This is a genomic window from Oceanobacillus sp. FSL K6-0251 (assembly GCF_038004725.1).
Lineage (GTDB): Bacteria > Bacillota > Bacilli > Bacillales > Amphibacillaceae > Oceanobacillus > Oceanobacillus oncorhynchi.
The window spans coordinates 2932405-2947100 of record NZ_JBBORS010000001.1; the positions used below are offsets into that span (position 1 = coordinate 2932405).

Annotated in this window: 16 protein-coding genes; 9 read left to right on the forward strand and 7 right to left on the reverse strand. The window is 39.6% G+C overall.

The window, feature by feature from the left end:
- Nucleotides 1-14 precede the first annotated feature (14 nt).
- The 4 genes from yhbY to MKY45_RS14730 all read right to left on the reverse strand — a co-directional run bounded on the left by yhbY (nt 15) and on the right by MKY45_RS14730 (nt 2852).
- The gene (gene yhbY, locus MKY45_RS14715) at nt 15-305 is read right to left on the reverse strand and encodes a ribosome assembly RNA-binding protein YhbY (RefSeq protein ID WP_042534873.1); all 291 of its coding nucleotides are present in this window, start codon (nt 303-305) and stop codon (nt 15-17) included.
- Nucleotides 292-1137: a shikimate dehydrogenase gene (aroE, locus tag MKY45_RS14720; protein WP_193064673.1), complete on the reverse strand. Its 846-nt coding sequence runs from the start codon at nt 1135-1137 to the stop codon at nt 292-294. The genes yhbY and aroE overlap by 14 nt, the downstream gene beginning before the upstream one ends.
- An 83-nt stretch (nt 1138-1220) precedes the next feature.
- Nucleotides 1221-2333: a ribosome biogenesis GTPase YqeH gene (gene yqeH / locus MKY45_RS14725; RefSeq protein WP_341173060.1), complete on the reverse strand. Its 1113-nt coding sequence runs from the start codon at nt 2331-2333 to the stop codon at nt 1221-1223.
- 3 nt (nt 2334-2336) lie between these two features.
- Nucleotides 2337-2852 carry a YqeG family HAD IIIA-type phosphatase gene (locus MKY45_RS14730; protein ID WP_341173061.1) on the reverse strand — a complete coding sequence of 172 codons (516 nt, stop codon included), beginning with the start codon at nt 2850-2852 and terminating at the stop codon, nt 2337-2339.
- Nucleotides 2853-3998: 1146 nt separating this feature from the next.
- Between MKY45_RS14730 and MKY45_RS14735 the strand changes: the two genes are divergently transcribed.
- The 9 genes from MKY45_RS14735 (at nt 3999) to sigK (ending at nt 11265) form a co-directional block, all read left to right on the forward strand.
- On the forward strand, nt 3999-4139 hold the full coding sequence (locus MKY45_RS14735; protein WP_193064671.1) for a sporulation histidine kinase inhibitor Sda: 141 nt from the start codon (nt 3999-4001) through the stop codon (nt 4137-4139).
- Nucleotides 4140-4561: 422 nt separating this feature from the next.
- Entirely contained in the window at nt 4562-6982 is a 2421-nt protein-coding gene (locus MKY45_RS14740) for a Na+/H+ antiporter subunit A (protein ID WP_212929078.1), read from the forward strand.
- Complete coding sequence (locus tag MKY45_RS14745) at nt 6979-7410, forward strand: Na(+)/H(+) antiporter subunit B (protein WP_379542619.1); 432 nt, start codon at nt 6979-6981, stop codon at nt 7408-7410. The genes MKY45_RS14740 and MKY45_RS14745 overlap by 4 nt, the downstream gene beginning before the upstream one ends.
- Nucleotides 7410-7748 (forward strand): Na(+)/H(+) antiporter subunit C, encoded by a 339-nt coding sequence (locus MKY45_RS14750; protein ID WP_212929077.1) that lies wholly within the window; start codon nt 7410-7412, stop codon nt 7746-7748. The genes MKY45_RS14745 and MKY45_RS14750 overlap by 1 nt, the downstream gene beginning before the upstream one ends.
- The gene (locus tag MKY45_RS14755) at nt 7741-9225 is read left to right on the forward strand and encodes a Na+/H+ antiporter subunit D (RefSeq protein ID WP_341173062.1); all 1485 of its coding nucleotides are present in this window, start codon (nt 7741-7743) and stop codon (nt 9223-9225) included. Before MKY45_RS14750 ends, MKY45_RS14755 begins: the two co-directional genes overlap by 8 nt.
- Before the next feature lie 5 nt (nt 9226-9230).
- A complete protein-coding gene (locus MKY45_RS14760) occupies nt 9231-9707 on the forward strand; it encodes a Na+/H+ antiporter subunit E (RefSeq protein WP_339178087.1) in 477 nt (158 codons plus the stop codon).
- Nucleotides 9707-9985, forward strand: a complete 279-nt coding sequence (locus MKY45_RS14765; RefSeq protein ID WP_042534890.1) for a Na(+)/H(+) antiporter subunit F1 — start codon at nt 9707-9709, stop codon at nt 9983-9985. The genes MKY45_RS14760 and MKY45_RS14765 overlap by 1 nt, the downstream gene beginning before the upstream one ends.
- Nucleotides 9978-10328 carry a monovalent cation/H(+) antiporter subunit G gene (mnhG, locus tag MKY45_RS14770; protein ID WP_339185259.1) on the forward strand — a complete coding sequence of 117 codons (351 nt, stop codon included), beginning with the start codon at nt 9978-9980 and terminating at the stop codon, nt 10326-10328. The genes MKY45_RS14765 and mnhG overlap by 8 nt, the downstream gene beginning before the upstream one ends.
- 229 nt (nt 10329-10557) lie before the next feature.
- Nucleotides 10558-11265, forward strand: a complete 708-nt coding sequence (gene sigK, locus MKY45_RS14775; RefSeq protein WP_339178089.1) for an RNA polymerase sporulation sigma factor SigK — start codon at nt 10558-10560, stop codon at nt 11263-11265.
- A 195-nt stretch (nt 11266-11460) separates the two neighbouring features.
- Here sigK and hfq read toward each other — a convergent pair whose 3' ends face one another.
- Genes hfq through mutL form a run of 3 tightly spaced genes read right to left on the reverse strand, consistent with a single transcriptional unit; the run spans nt 11461 to nt 14588 of the window.
- A complete protein-coding gene (gene hfq, locus MKY45_RS14780; RefSeq protein WP_042534897.1) occupies nt 11461-11685 on the reverse strand; it encodes an RNA chaperone Hfq in 225 nt (74 codons plus the stop codon).
- A gap of 44 nt (nt 11686-11729) precedes the next feature.
- On the reverse strand, nt 11730-12662 hold the full coding sequence (gene miaA, locus MKY45_RS14785; RefSeq protein WP_341173063.1) for a tRNA (adenosine(37)-N6)-dimethylallyltransferase MiaA: 933 nt from the start codon (nt 12660-12662) through the stop codon (nt 11730-11732).
- Between the two features lie 39 nt (nt 12663-12701).
- A complete protein-coding gene (gene mutL / locus MKY45_RS14790; protein WP_341173064.1) occupies nt 12702-14588 on the reverse strand; it encodes a DNA mismatch repair endonuclease MutL in 1887 nt (628 codons plus the stop codon).
- Between the last annotated feature and the right edge of the window lie 108 nt (nt 14589-14696).

Below are 14696 nucleotides of genomic sequence, written 5' to 3' on the forward strand. Positions count from 1 at the left end.
TGAACAGCCTCTGTTTATGGTAATTTAATTTCTTTATGGTCCGTTGACTCTTTATACAAAATAATCGTATTGCCGATGATTTGTACCACTTCTGCTTCCGTGCCGGCAGAAATCTGTTCAGCAACAACATGTTTATCCTCTACACAATTTTGAAGAATACTGACCTTTATCAATTCTCTCTTCTCTAATGCTTCGCTGATTTGTGTGACCATATTTTCATTTACCCCATCTTTCCCAACCTGGAAAATAGGCTTAATATGGTGCGATTCACTTCGTAAAAATTGCTTTTGTTTATTGGTTAACATCTGCTTTATCCCCTTTTATCTTGGTTATCATCTCTTCATCCATTCCAGTGACGTCGACATTTTTGTTGGTCCAGATTTCAAATGCCTTCTGTGCTTGATAAAGCAGCATCGTATGTCCATAATGAATCCGGCCGCCTTTTTCCGCTGCCTGCTTTAAAAACTGTGTCACAAGCGGCTGATATACAATATCACTGACAATCGTGCCTGCTTTTAAATTAGACAGGTCTACGATTTGCTTTGCTTCCTCCATCCCAACAGAGCTGGTTTGAATAATAACATCATATGCTGCAATGTTTTTCTCAGCCTCTGCCAGCGTGATAACAGAAGCACTGGTTCCTTTCATAATATCTTCACATTTTGACTTCGTCCGGTTGGCAAGCGTCAAATTCGTATAGCCTGCCTGAATCAGTCCATGGAAAATACCTCGTGCAGCTCCGCCGGCACCGAGTATTAAAATAGGAACATCTATATTCCTGTCCATATCAGGAAACTTATCGCGCAATGCCTGCACATAGCCAATTCCGTCCGTATTATACCCGACCCATTCATTTCCTTCCAAAGAAACGGTATTGACTGCCCCCACGCGTTCCGCAGTAATATCAATTCTATCCAGATAAGGAATAATTGTTTGCTTATAAGGAACCGTAATATTAAATCCATTCACTTCTTCTTCTCTCAACTTCTTCATTTCCTCACCAAAAATTTCCTTACTTGCTATTTCATGCAATCTATAAGAACCTTCCAGACCGGAACGCTCTAAAAAGGAAGTCTGAATCCAAGGTGATAAGGAATGCTTGATGGGATAACCGATTAATTTCAATTTTAAACTCAACGGTACGCCTCCTGTCTCTCTTCTCTCTATGATAAATAGTTGGATCCGATATTATTTTTGTGTTCTCTCAGAAGTTTACCTGCTTACTGCTGGCCGGATAAAAGGGATTTTCTAGTGGTTACGGAAACCCCTTTGGGACTGTGGGCTGCTACCGTAGCCCCCTCGCCCTGCACACTGATCCAGCCTAATCCCGGAAAAACAATATCTACTTTTCCTTTTTCCATTTTAAAGCTGTGTGCCGTAAGCGGCGGGAAGTTCTCCAACTGTTCTTTATACGGTGGAGACAACAGCTCCCCGGCATGCTTCTCGTATAATTCATCCGCATTCTCCAGTTTTGTACGGTGAATCGTTAAGTCATTCGAGAAGTAACATACAAACGATTGTTTCTCTCCTTTAATAAAATCCATCCTTACTAAGCCGCCAATGTATAGGGTCTGCTGTTCCTGCAATTGATAAACCCTGGCCTTAATTTCTTTTTTGGGTGTTATCATTTTTAATTCTTTTTCAGAAACATAATGTGCCATCTGCTGTTTATTAACTATTCCCGGTGTATCTACTAAAAACGAATCTTCATCTAATGGTATTTCGATAAATCCTAATGTTGTTCCCGGGAAGTAAGACGTCGTAATGGCCTCCTCTTCTCCTGTTGACTCCTTAATCAAACGGTTGATAAATGTTGATTTCCCGACATTCGTAACACCAACAATAAATACATCCTTGCCAGACCGATGCGCTTCTATTTTTTCCTTCAGCTCATCTATTCCTTTTCCTTTTACAGAAGAAATCAATATAACATCCTTTATTTTGATTCCCAGCTGGCTCGCTTCATGACGCAGCCACTGTTTTAACTTATTTTCATTTGTTGATTTTGGCAATAAATCCAGCTTATTGCCAACTAAAATAATCGGGTTGTCCCCCGTGATTCTTGGCAAATTACTTAATAGCGTACCATCCACATCAAATACATCGATGATATGCACTATCAATCCATTTCTATCACGTATGGAACTGACCATTTTCAAAAAGTCTGCATCCGTTATCGACACATCCTGAATTTCATTATAATGCTTCAAACGAAAACATCTTTTACATAAAATAACGTCCTTCTCTAATGCACTGACTGGCGCATATCCTGCTTCATTCGGATGCTCTGTCTGAATAATACTTCCGCACCCTTGACAAATATGTTGCTCCAAACCTTATTCCTCCTTATAATGCTTATCCTTGTTCTTAATTCTTTTTAAAATTATTCTTTCCATAAAACGGTTAATCTTTGTTATTTTTCCGTCTGTCTGCACTACAGGTATGACCAGTACAGTATAGAATCCGGCCATATTGCCTCCGAGGACATCCGTCATCACCTGGTCACCGACGACTAAAATTTCTTCTTTTTTCAAATCCATTTGCTTTGCAACAGTCTTAAAAGCTCTGCTCAAAGGCTTTCTGGCACTAAATACAAAGGGAGTTCCAAGCGGCTCCGAAAAAACGGTGACACGTTCTTGATTATTATTTGATATGATGGTTACTTTTATATCATTTTCTTCCATTGTTTTAAACCATGTAATCACATCAGGGGTTGCATCTTTCACATCCCATGCAACAAGCGTATTATCCAAATCCGTGATAATCCCCTTGATTCCCTTTTCTCTTAATTTCTCTGGTTTCAAGTCAAAAATTTGATCAATTTGCTCATCAGGCAAAAATTTAGAAAACATATACACACCTCAAGATTTTCAATAAATTAACACATTTGTTCCTTGCATACTATAGTACTTTACTTATACAAACATTGTTATTTAACTTAATCCGCCGCATATACAAGATAAAGAAACTCCATCATAATTAGGCGAAAGGAATCCCAACCTCAAGGCAGGCTAACGCCGCAACGTCCTGGGGTTGCGATTACTCACCCCATCGAAAACATTTGTACGTCGGAATGTACAAAGTGAAGCCAAGTAGGTAGGAACTGAATCGTCTTTTTCCACATTTACGAACATAAGTTTGCATGGTATAATATTTTTGAAAGATGTTCTTTGAAAACTAAACCAATAAAAGGTTGTGGCGAGAATCGTTGCTTTGTCACATAAAATGTTCAAGCCAAACATATCAGCCAAGGCACATAAAGTGAAACTTTATTCAAGGGGTTCTTTCCCCCCCTGAATATTAGTTGAACGAATCGGGTCGTTACTGGCTGTTGGATCTCCTACTTAGAATTTTGAGTTCTCACCATTCTTGAAGTAGGAATCTTACAAAAGCCCTTCGATGGGACGAATCGCAGTCCCAGCCAGTTACACTGCGGCAAACTTGTGAACCTCAAGCAGGCTGAAATGTAATCCCAAAGGCAGGACCAATGGGATAGCGGGGTTGGATGTTTTCAGCACATCAATGTGTCAACTCCACTGGGGCTTAATCGTCATTTGTAAAGTCGATACCCCAGAAACCCCCACTTCAAATTTCAGATGAAATTAAGTGGCGGGAGTATTCATGCTACATCACATTATACCTAATCCTACTACAACTGACTAGCGTTTCAAAGAATTATTGCCTCCATTAGGAATGTTCGCCTAATCGACAGCGATTTCCAATTTTTTCTTTTGTTGATCGGAAACTATGCAGCCTGATCCCTAAAAATACATCTATCTCTAGAAAATCGTTCGACAAATTCTGATATTTTTCGATTTTGTGGATAACTTTATCAACATAAAAATGTTTTAATAACAACAGTAAGCAGGGTTACCCACCTTCTTATACACAACTTATATACAACTATATGTAGATAAGTTATAGCTTGTTAACACAAGATACACGTGTTAAATTATTATTAACTTAATAGAAATGCTGACACTTGAGGAGGTTGTATTGTGGAAACATTATCGGACGAACTATTACTTGAATCATATTATACAGCAATATCATTAAACTTAAGTCCTGATTTTCTTTCTTTGTTTGAGGAAGAAATCCATAAAAGATCTCTATCTCATAAAATTAAAGAATCTGTATAATTTTGTCTTGTTTCCCAAACTTCAATTTAAAAATTGAAGTTTTTTTTTCGCTTTTTTCCCTTGTTTCTTCCTATTTAAAATACAAGCTTTCCATCCTGATCATCACATTCTTTTTGTATGCATCCATCTTCTGAATAGGTTATAATCAAATGTAGCACTCTAACTTTGTGCAAAAAAACCGTAAAGAGATGGAGAACAAATAGAAAGCATGGTATTCCCCCTTCATTATCACACCGAATAACCTTTATGTGCTCTGTAAAAAGAAAGCTTCCACCCCTATTTCTTATTCATAATAGGCAGGCTTTTTGTTTTCAACATTAGAAATGAACTTGAACACTTTTAACTGAAGGAATATTTAAAGTATTTTATTTTGCTCTACAGTTAAAAGGAATTCGCTATTTTTGTAAAAGGAGGAATTACTTTTGACGTTACTACACTGGGCTGTTTTATCACCGTTTATCGCAGCCATACTTATTCCATTCTTGTATAAGTATTTAAATAGAATACATACTGGCTGGTTTGTTTTGATTCTGCCTCTGGTACTATTCATTTATTTTCTATCTTTTATACCTAGAACATCATCTGGCGAAGCAATTTTAAATAATTTGGACTGGGTTCCTTCCCTCGGAATAAACTTCAACGTATATGTTGACGGTCTAAGTCTGCTCTTCGCATTATTGATTACAGGAATCGGAGCACTCGTTGTTCTCTACTCTATTTACTATTTGTCGAAACGAAAAGAAAAGTTAAACAATTTCTATGTCTATCTTTTAATGTTTATGGGTGCTATGTTAGGAGTCGTTCTTTCCGATAACTTAATTGTTATTTATGTTTTCTGGGAAGTAACAAGTATCGCTTCTTCATTATTAATCAGTTACTGGTATACGAGAGAAAAATCTATTTATGGTGCTCAAAAATCAATGTATATCACCGTTTTCGGCGGATTATCCATGCTCGCTGGTTTTTCTTTACTTTACGTTATTGCCGGAACATTCAGTATCAGGGAGCTGATAGCAAATGCGGACATTGTTATGGCGAGCGGATTATTTATCCCGGCAATGATTCTGGTTTTACTAGGCGCATTTACCAAGTCGGCTCAATTTCCATTCCACATCTGGCTTCCAGATGCAATGGAAGCGCCGACACCCGTCAGTGCTTATCTTCACTCTGCAACTATGGTAAAAGCAGGAATTTATCTTGTTGCCAGATTAACCGGGGTATTCGGAGGTGCACCAGAATGGTTCTGGATTATTACCATTGCCGGATTAGTTACCTTAACATGGGGTTCTATTTCAGCAGTACGGCAAAAGGATCTAAAAGGAATTCTGGCCTTTTCCACCATAAGTCAGCTCGGTTTAATCATGAGTTTACTTGGGACAGGCTCAGCTGCGTTCTATTTTCAGGATGGGGACAATGCGTTATACATGACCGCCATCTTAGCAGCGGTATTTCATCTGGTTAACCATGCAACCTTTAAAGGAAGTCTGTTTATGGCAGCCGGAATCGTTGACCATGAGACAGGTACAAGAGATATCCGTAAACTGGGCGGTTTAATGACTATTATGCCTATTACAGCAACCATTTCTCTTATTGGACTGGCTTCGATGGCAGGATTGCCTCCATTTAATGGTTTTTTAAGTAAAGAGATGTTTTTGACAGGGATGCTGAATGTGACGGAATACGGTATTTTCCATTTAGAAACATTTGGATTTATCATTCCGATTATTGCTTGGATTGCCAGCGTATTTACCTTCTTATATTGTATCCTGATGTTTTCGAAGACATTCATGGGTAAATTCGATAGCAGTAAGCTAAAAGTACAACATGTGCATGAGGCTCCGATCGGTATGCTGATCAGCCCTATCATACTCGCTGTTCTTGTTGTTGTATTCGGGCTTTTCCCTAATCTGTTAGCGTACTCCATTATCGAGCCTGCTATGGCAGCTATCGCACCCGGCATTCTTTCTCCAGGAGAGTTTTTTGATGTACACATCACTCACTGGCATGGCTTTTTAGCACCAGAGTTATGGATGACAATCGGTGTGGTGGTATTGGGTGTCATCTTATTTATGACCTTTAAAAAATGGGAAAATACCGCATTCTACCGCGGGGAACGTGATTTGTTCAACTACGCCTATGATTATGGATATGACGGCTTAGTAAAAGGGTCTCAATGGCTAACACGTATCCAGATGACAGGCAGGTTAAGAGATTACTTCATCTATATGTGTACATTTATCATATTGATAATGGCCTATACGATGTACCGTTATAATTTACCGGCGATCCAATCGCTTGATTTATCACCGGTGCCAATTTACGTATGGTTTGTCATTGCAGTATTTATCGGGTCTGTTATTGTTATTCCGTTTATTAATAATCGGGTAGCATTAATTATCGCAACAAGTGTCAGCGGCTTTATCGTAGCTCTATTATTTGTTCTGTTCCGAGCTCCGGATTTAGCGTTGACGCAGCTGCTTATCGAAACCGTATCCGTTATTTTGTTTATGCTTGTCTTTTATCACTTGCCGAAATTGAAGAAGGTAAAAACACCTCCAAAATTGAAGGCTGTTAAATTAATCATTTCCATTGGATTTGGGCTGATGATTACACTTGGTTCCCTATCTGCATTTTCATTGGGACAAGAGGCAAATTATTCTTCGATTTCCGAGTACTATACTGAAAATGCCAAGGAAGAAGCTGGAGGATATAACATCGTAAATGTTATCCTGGTGGATTTCCGTGGTCTTGATACCATGCTGGAAGTGCTTGTTGTCGCTTTAGCGGTATTAACTGTTGTCAGTTTAATACGATTACGTTTTAAAGGAAGTGAGGACGTATGATGAAAAAACCAAATAATATGATGCTGCAGACATTGACCAGGCTCATTATTTTGATTGTCCTCTCCTTCTCTATCTATTTACTGCTCGCAGGTCATAACAGCCCTGGCGGAGGATTTATTGGAGGTCTAATGACTGCAAGTGCCATTCTTATTTTGTACCTCTCATTTGGCTTAAATTCCATTAAGAAGGTCATTCGATTTGATTATATAAAAATAATCGGCATCGGGTTACTTTTTGCCAGTGTAACAGGTGTGGTCTCTATGGTTTTTGGTTTTCCTTATCTAAAACAATTCTTTGACTATTTTAGACTGCCAATCCTGGGAGAAGTTGAATTGACCACCGCACTGCCTTTTGATTTAGGTGTTTACTTTGTTGTACTGGCCAGTGCACTTGCAATTATTCTGACGATTGCGGAGGATGATAAATAATGGAACTATTAATGTCAATTGTCATAGGAATTGTTTTTAGCGTAACAATTTATCTGTTTATGTCTAAAGACCTGCTCCGCGTTGTTGCAGCTACATTATTACTTTCTCACGCCGTGCATCTTTTATTATTAACGATGTCCGGGCTGCAGCGCGGTGCTGCTCCTGTTTTAAGTTTTGAAGCAGAAGCATATACAGATCCGCTGCCTCAGGCGCTGGTACTGACAGCCATCGTTATTGCTTTTGCTGTTACTGCTTTATTGTTAGTTATGTCTTATCGAACCTATAAAGTGCATAAAACAGACGATTTAGAAGAATTAAGGGGTTCTGCTGATGAGTAATGTAATTATTCTGCCGGTTATTATACCTTTTATAATCGGCGCTATACTTATACTTTTATACAAACGACACACGATACAGCGTGTGATAAGCGGAATTACAATGCTTGCTTTACTGGCACTTTCCGTTTACTTAGCCATTTATGTGTACCAGCATGGAACGCTCGTATTGGAAGTCGGCGACTGGGAGGCACCTTTTGGAATTGTTATTGTTGCAGATTTACTTTCAACACTGATGCTGCTTCTATCTACTTTAGTAGGTACCGTCTGTTTGTTCTTTGCTTTCCAGACAATCGCAAGAGACCGTGAAAAGCAGTTTTTCTACCCACTTTATCTTTTCTTAATGATTGGGGTCAACGGTTCTTTTTTAACAGGCGATCTATTTAATCTATTTGTATTCTTTGAAGTAATGTTGATTGCCTCTTATGGATTGATTGTTCATGGAGGGACAGGCTATCAGTTAAGAGAGTCCTTTAAGTATGTAATCATCAACATTTTTGCATCCGCCCTCTTTATTGTAGGGATAGCGTGGATTTATTCTATTACCGGAACAATGAATATGGCGCATATCGCCCAGCGTGTTTCGGAATTAGATCAGACTGGCGCACTCAATATAGTAGCTATTATGCTGTTTATTGTTTTTGCTTCTAAAGGAGCCTTATTCCCACTTTATTTTTGGCTTCCGAAATCCTATTACGGTCCTCCTGCTGCTATAGCAGCCTTATTCGGGGGCCTGTTGACCAAAGTAGGTATTTATGCGATTATCCGTACATTTACTGTTATTTTTAATCATGATACAGGCTTTACGCACAAAGGATTAATTGTTACGGTTGCCGGTTTTACCATGTTATTCGGAGTTCTTGGAGCTGTATCGCAATTTGATTTCAAGCGGATTCTCTCCTATCATATTATCAGCCAGGTCGGCTATATGGTGATGGGGCTTGGTATCTTTACTCCTTTGGCTGTTGCCGGCGCCATTTACTATATTGCGCATCACATGATTGTAAAAACAGCACTTTTCTTATTTGCTGGAGCAACACAGAAAATTACGGGAACAACCGATTTAAAGAAAATGGGTGGATTGATTGGAACCCATCCTTGGCTTGCCTGGCTGTTCTTTATCACTGCCATTTCCTTAGCAGGTATTCCGCCGTTAAGCGGGTTCTTCAGTAAGTTCCCGATAATATTAGCGGGCTTTGAGGAACAACAGTATGTCATTTCTGCGGTAGCGCTCCTGGTTGGGCTTCTGACCTTATTTTCTATGATGAAAATTTTCAGTTACGCTTTTTGGGGCAAGCAGAAGCATACAGAGGCACAAGCAAAGATTCCCGTAGGAAAACTGTTACTGCCGATCTTACCGCTTGTTGCACTTACCATTATTTTAGGATTTGCAGCGGAACCAATTTTCACCTATTCGATGGAAGTTGCAGAAGATATTATGAATCCTACAAATTATATTGAATCTGTGCTGAAGGAGTAGTTGCTATGCCTTTTCAAATATTAATAAACGTTTTGCTCGCGATACTCTGGATGTTTTTACAAAATGAGTATACATTCGTAAGTTTTCTTTCCGGTTATTTCATTGGGATTTTAATTTTATTTATCATACGCCGTTTCCTAAAGTTTGATTTTTATTTAAAAAAGGTCTGGGCGATTATGAAATTAATTTATTTGTTTATGATTGAATTAATCAAGGCAAATATTGATGTTGTGAAAGTAGTGCTTAATCCAAAGCAAGATCATCAGCCTGGAATTGTTGCTGTCAGAACATGTTTAGAATCAGATTTTGAAATCTCTATGCTGGCAGCATTAATCACCTTGACTCCTGGAACGATTTCCATGGATTTCTCAGATGACAGCAAAACCATTTATGTCCATTCGATTGATGTGCCGGATAAAGAAATTATGATTAAGGATATCCAGGACTCTTTTGAAAAAGCAATTATGGAGGTGACGAAATAATGTTTGATACAATTTTGATTGTTGCATTGAGTGCACTTTCCGTCGCCCTCGTTTTATTGTTTATCCGTGTTATGATCGGTCCGTCTACACAGGATAGAATTCTGGCGTTGGATGCTATTGGTGTTTTGCTTGTCGGATTTATCGGGATACTGATGATTTTACAAGACACATCCGTGTTCTCTGACATTGTTCTCGTACTGACTATTTTGGGATTTGTCGGGACCTTGACCCTTTCAAAATTCCTGGAAAGAGGTGTTGTCATTGACCGCGATGATTGAAGGAATTGTAGCCATCTTTGTTGTCATTGGGGTATTTTTTGCCGTAGTAAGCGCCATCGGTATACTCCGGTTAAAGGATGTCTATAGCCGTGCACACGCTTCCGGTAAAAGCGCAACGTTAGGTGTTATTTTTATCATGCTGGCTGTATTTATCCACTTTTTAACCCAGGGCGAGATGAACGCAAAAATATTATTAGCTATTCTGTTCTTATTCCTGACAGCTCCGGTAGCCAGCCTGATGGTTACAAGATCAGCTTACCGGAATGGAATAAAACTCGATAAAAATACAATAACCGATGATTTAAAAGAAATGTACGATACAGATCAAAACCAATCAAATTAAATGAAATAAAAGCTCCGATTTCTCCTGTTATCAAGAGAAATCGGAGCTTTTTATATAGATCGCTCCCTTATAAAAATCTCGAATTGGCGAGGGAAATATAATTATTTTCTCCTTTTTAGCTTTTCCATTCTGTATGGACAGACACGTTTTTCTTCTTCCGCACATAAGAATAGGCTATAGGCAATTACCTAGAAGGTTGAAAGATGCTTACTCTTGGAGGTGATGGGATTTGTCCATGATATTATCTGCACTTGGACTGTTTATTAAGGAAGCTTTATTTTTCGTCTCGTATGTCAAGAACCAGTCTTTCCCCCAGCCACTATCCCCTAAGGAAGAAGCAAAATACATCCAATTGATGCAGGAAGGAGATGAAGAAGCCAGAAACAAACTGATTGAACATAATCTCCGTCTCGTAGCCCATCTGGTCAAGAAATTTGAAAATACCGGAGAGGATATGGAAGATTTAATTTCTATCGGAACCATCGGCTTAATCAAAGGAGTCGAAAGCTTTTCTACAGGAAAAGGTACCAAACTGGCCACCTATGCCGCCCGCTGTGTGGAAAATGAAATACTGATGCATTTAAGAGCACTTAAGAAAGTCAAAAAAGACGTCTCCCTGCATGATCCAATCGGGCAAGATAAAGAAGGAAATGAAATCAGCTTAATTGATATATTAGAAGCTGAAAATGAAAATGTAATTGAGTATATCCAATTAAATATGGAAATTTCAAAGATTGAACAGTATTTTTCTATCTTAGACAGTCGCGAGCGGGAAGTAATTGTGTATCGTTACGGATTAAATGATCAGGATGAAATGACTCAACGCGAAATTGCAAAGAAGTTAAACATCTCCAGAAGCTATGTTTCCCGGATTGAAAAAAGAGCGTTGATGAAGATATTTCATGAGTATTACCGGAATGAGCATCCTTCCTTATGATTGTGTGATTAAAAAGAATCCAATTTATATTTAATGAAATATGTTGGCTGGTAAGTAAACAAAATGAAGTGAAGCCTTAAGCCTCTCTTTTTGATTAACTTCCAAGAGAGGCTTATTCGTGTATCACGTATAATCCTAACCTGTTCCCCATATCAAAAAGAGAGAAGCTCAACCAAGCTCCTCTCCTCACATCCTCTATTCTTTTTCAATTTCCACATTCTTCGATGGAGAGAATGTAGAAATAGCGTGTTTAAAAATAAGCTGTTGCTTGCCGTCTGTTTCCAACAGCACCGTAAAGTTATCAAACGCTTTGACCGTCCCTCTTAATTGAAAGCCGTTGGTTAAAAAAACAGTGACAAAAACATGATTTTTTCGCAATTGATTTAAATATTGATCTTGAATATTAACGGATTGAGCCATAAAATAAGTTCCTCCTCTTTTCTATCTATACATCTTTATTCGATTTATGATTCTAAAAATCCTGCTAAATCATTTAAAATTAATTTCATTTGTTGTGCAGCTTCCTTCTCCGTGAGCTGATACCAATTTACATCCAGCTTATTCCGAAACCATGTGAGCTGCCTTTTCGCATATTTGCGTGAGTTTTGTTTAATCGCGTTGACAGCGTCTGCTTGTGAGAAGCGGTTATCTAAATAAGCTGCTATCTCCTTATAGCCAATCGCATGCATTGACTGACAGTCCTTATACCCTTTCGCTATAAGAGACTCGACTTCCTCGGCTAATCCAGCTTCTATCATGTTATCCACCCGGCGGTTAATCCGTTCATATAATACGGTCCGTTCCATATCTAATCCGATAATATATGGTTTATAAGGGGATTCTGGCTTCTGCTCTTTCTGATACTCCGACATTGTCAGTCCGGTCAGCTCATAGACCTCTAAGGCGCGGACAAGACGCCTGTGATTATTCGGATGAACTTTTTTGGCCTGCTCCGGGTCCACCTGCTTCAGGCGCTCATACAGGTTATCCGGGCCTTCTTCTTCAATCTGCTGAAATAACTTTTTCGTTAGCTCCTCATCACGGCGCTGATCGGAAAAATGATAATCAAACAGCACAGATTGGATATACAAGCCGCTCCCGCCAACAATGATTGGAAGGTTGCCCCGTTCGTGGATTGCTTCAATATGATATTTCACGTGCTCCTGAAAATCGGCGACAGAAAATGGCTGATCCGGCTTAATAATATCAATCATATGATGAGGGATGCCTTCCGTTTCTTCCGGTGTTACCTTAGCTGTACCGATATCCATCCCCTTATATACCTGTGTGGAATCTCCGCTGATAATTTCCCCCCGGAACTTTTTTGCAGCAGCAATTCCTAATGCTGTCTTTCCGACTGCTGTTGGTCCTACGATAGAAACTACTTTTTTCTTCATTTATTTATTCCTCAACTTCATTATTTTTTTGCTTCCATTCTACATAATACGCTTAAACATCTTTTCTAATTCATAGGTAGAGAAATGAACAATAATCGGTCTTCCATGTGGACAGGTAAAAGGATCGGTGGTACTTCGTAAGTCTTCGAGCAGCTGGAACATTTCTTCGCTGGTTAAATAATGATTTGCTTTGATCGACCGTTTACAAGACATTAATATCGCTGCTTCTTCCCGTATTTTTTCTACATTCACCGTTGCTTCCTGAATAAACTGATCCACCATTTCCCGGATAATTTCTTCTTCCAGTCCGGCTGGAAACCAGGTTGGATGAGAACGTATAACATAGGTTTGGTGACCAAACGGTTCAAAAAATAATCCGGCTTTTTCTAACGTATCCTTTGCTTCTTCAATAAAGATAGCCTCTTTTTTAGAAAAATCAAAGGTTAACGGTATTAAAAGCTCCTGTGACTCATTAATTGGTTTACCGAGCTTTTGCTTAAAGAATTCATATTTCACCCGCTCCTGTGCTGCATGCTGATCCACCATATACAGGCCATTTTCATTTTGTGCCATAATATAGGTTCCCTGCAGCTGCCCGATTGGATACATCATTGGGACCCGAGGCTGAACCTGCTCGGATGCTTTTTCTATCGGAGGAACGGGAGTGTCTATTATAAGCTCCTCAGAGACTTTTCCTTCTGGGGCAGGTGCTGATTCCTGTTCGCGCCTTTGAACTTCAATATGGGTGTTCTCTTCACGAAGAAAGGCGGGTTCTTCCTCCTGATACCGATTGTCTTCTCTGATAACAGCATCAGATGGTTTTTCCGCTTCTATTTTTTTCTCTTTCTCCTGAAATGGAGGAGCAGACTCTGTTTCAAATTGAAACGCGTGCTGTTCTGATTTTTGCTTCGGCTCCGGCTTTTTCGTTACTTCCGGAATAAGTGTCATTTTCCGAAAATGAGCCTGGATCATATCTTTGACTGCTGCATACAGCTCTTTTTCTTTACTGAACCGGACCTCCAGCTTAGCAGGGTGGACATTCACATCGACCAGAATCGAATCCATTTCAATAGAAAGAACAACAATTGGAGAACGGCTGATCGGCAGCAGCGTATGATATCCTTCAATAATTGCTTTATTCAGGGCAATGTTGCGGACAAATCGGCCATTAATAATCGTTGACATATAGTTTCTGGATGCTCTTGTCACCTCCGGCTTCGCAATGTAGCCGGTAATCGTAAAATCCAGCGTCTTATGTTCAACTGGGGACATTTGCTTGGCCACACTCATTCCATACACTTGCGAAATGACCTGCAGCATGTCATCATTGCCTGAAGTTTTTAGGAGCCCTTTGCCATTATGCGTTGCTTCAAACCGAATTTCCGGATGCGCTAATGCCATCCGGTTCAAAACATCTGATATATGTCCCAGCTCGGTATGAAGGCTTTTCATATATTTCAACCGTGCCGGTGTATTATAGAATAAATCACTGACAACAATCTCCGTACCTTGGCGGGCATCGCTCTTGCCTCTTTTGACAACTTCTCCGCCTTCTAATTCAAGCGATACTCCGGCAGCGTCTCCTTGAGAGGTCTGGATAGAAAGTCTGCTGACAGAAGCTATACTCGCCAGCGCCTCTCCGCGAAACCCCAGTGTCGTCACGTGGAATAAATCGGTCTCTGTGCTTATTTTACTGGTCGCATGCGGCAAAAAGGCCTTCTCCACATCCTCTGCAGCAATACCAGACCCATTATCGACAATACGTATTTCCGATAATCCGGCTTCGTGTACATCGATGCGTATCCAGGTGGCACCTGCATCGATACTATTTTCAATGATTTCCTTAACTACCGAAGCAGGACGTTCTACCACCTCTCCTGCTGCGATTTTATTTGCCAGACTATCCGGCATTTGTTGAATTGGCATGTTATCACCTTCCTCTAAATGCGTGTAAGAAAGACCAAGAACACCACTTGGTCTTTAAAATCTCGGTGTTCTTGCCAAAGAGATGTCCGCTACGGAAAGTCGCTTTCC

Bases quoted from the DNA above. Each gene is read 5' to 3' on its own strand.
- MKY45_RS14745 (WP_379542619.1), top strand. From the start codon at position 6,979: ATGATGAAAAAACCAAATAATATGATGCTGCAGACATTGACCAGGCTC.
- MKY45_RS14755 (WP_341173062.1), top strand. From the start codon at position 7,741: ATGAGTAATGTAATTATTCTGCCGGTTATTATACCTTTTATAATCGGC.
- yhbY (WP_042534873.1), bottom strand. From the start codon at position 305: ATGTTAACCAATAAACAAAAGCAATTTTTACGAAGTGAATCGCACCAT.
- MKY45_RS14750 (WP_212929077.1), top strand. From the start codon at position 7,410: ATGGAACTATTAATGTCAATTGTCATAGGAATTGTTTTTAGCGTAACA.
- MKY45_RS14730 (WP_341173061.1), bottom strand. From the start codon at position 2,852: ATGTTTTCTAAATTTTTGCCTGATGAGCAAATTGATCAAATTTTTGAC.
- mutL (WP_341173064.1), bottom strand. From the start codon at position 14,588: ATGCCAATTCAACAAATGCCGGATAGTCTGGCAAATAAAATCGCAGCA.
- MKY45_RS14760 (WP_339178087.1), top strand. From the start codon at position 9,231: ATGCCTTTTCAAATATTAATAAACGTTTTGCTCGCGATACTCTGGATG.
- MKY45_RS14765 (WP_042534890.1), top strand. From the start codon at position 9,707: ATGTTTGATACAATTTTGATTGTTGCATTGAGTGCACTTTCCGTCGCC.
- mnhG (WP_339185259.1), top strand. From the start codon at position 9,978: ATGATTGAAGGAATTGTAGCCATCTTTGTTGTCATTGGGGTATTTTTT.
- miaA (WP_341173063.1), bottom strand. From the start codon at position 12,662: ATGAAGAAAAAAGTAGTTTCTATCGTAGGACCAACAGCAGTCGGAAAG.
- hfq (WP_042534897.1), bottom strand. From the start codon at position 11,685: ATGGCTCAATCCGTTAATATTCAAGATCAATATTTAAATCAATTGCGA.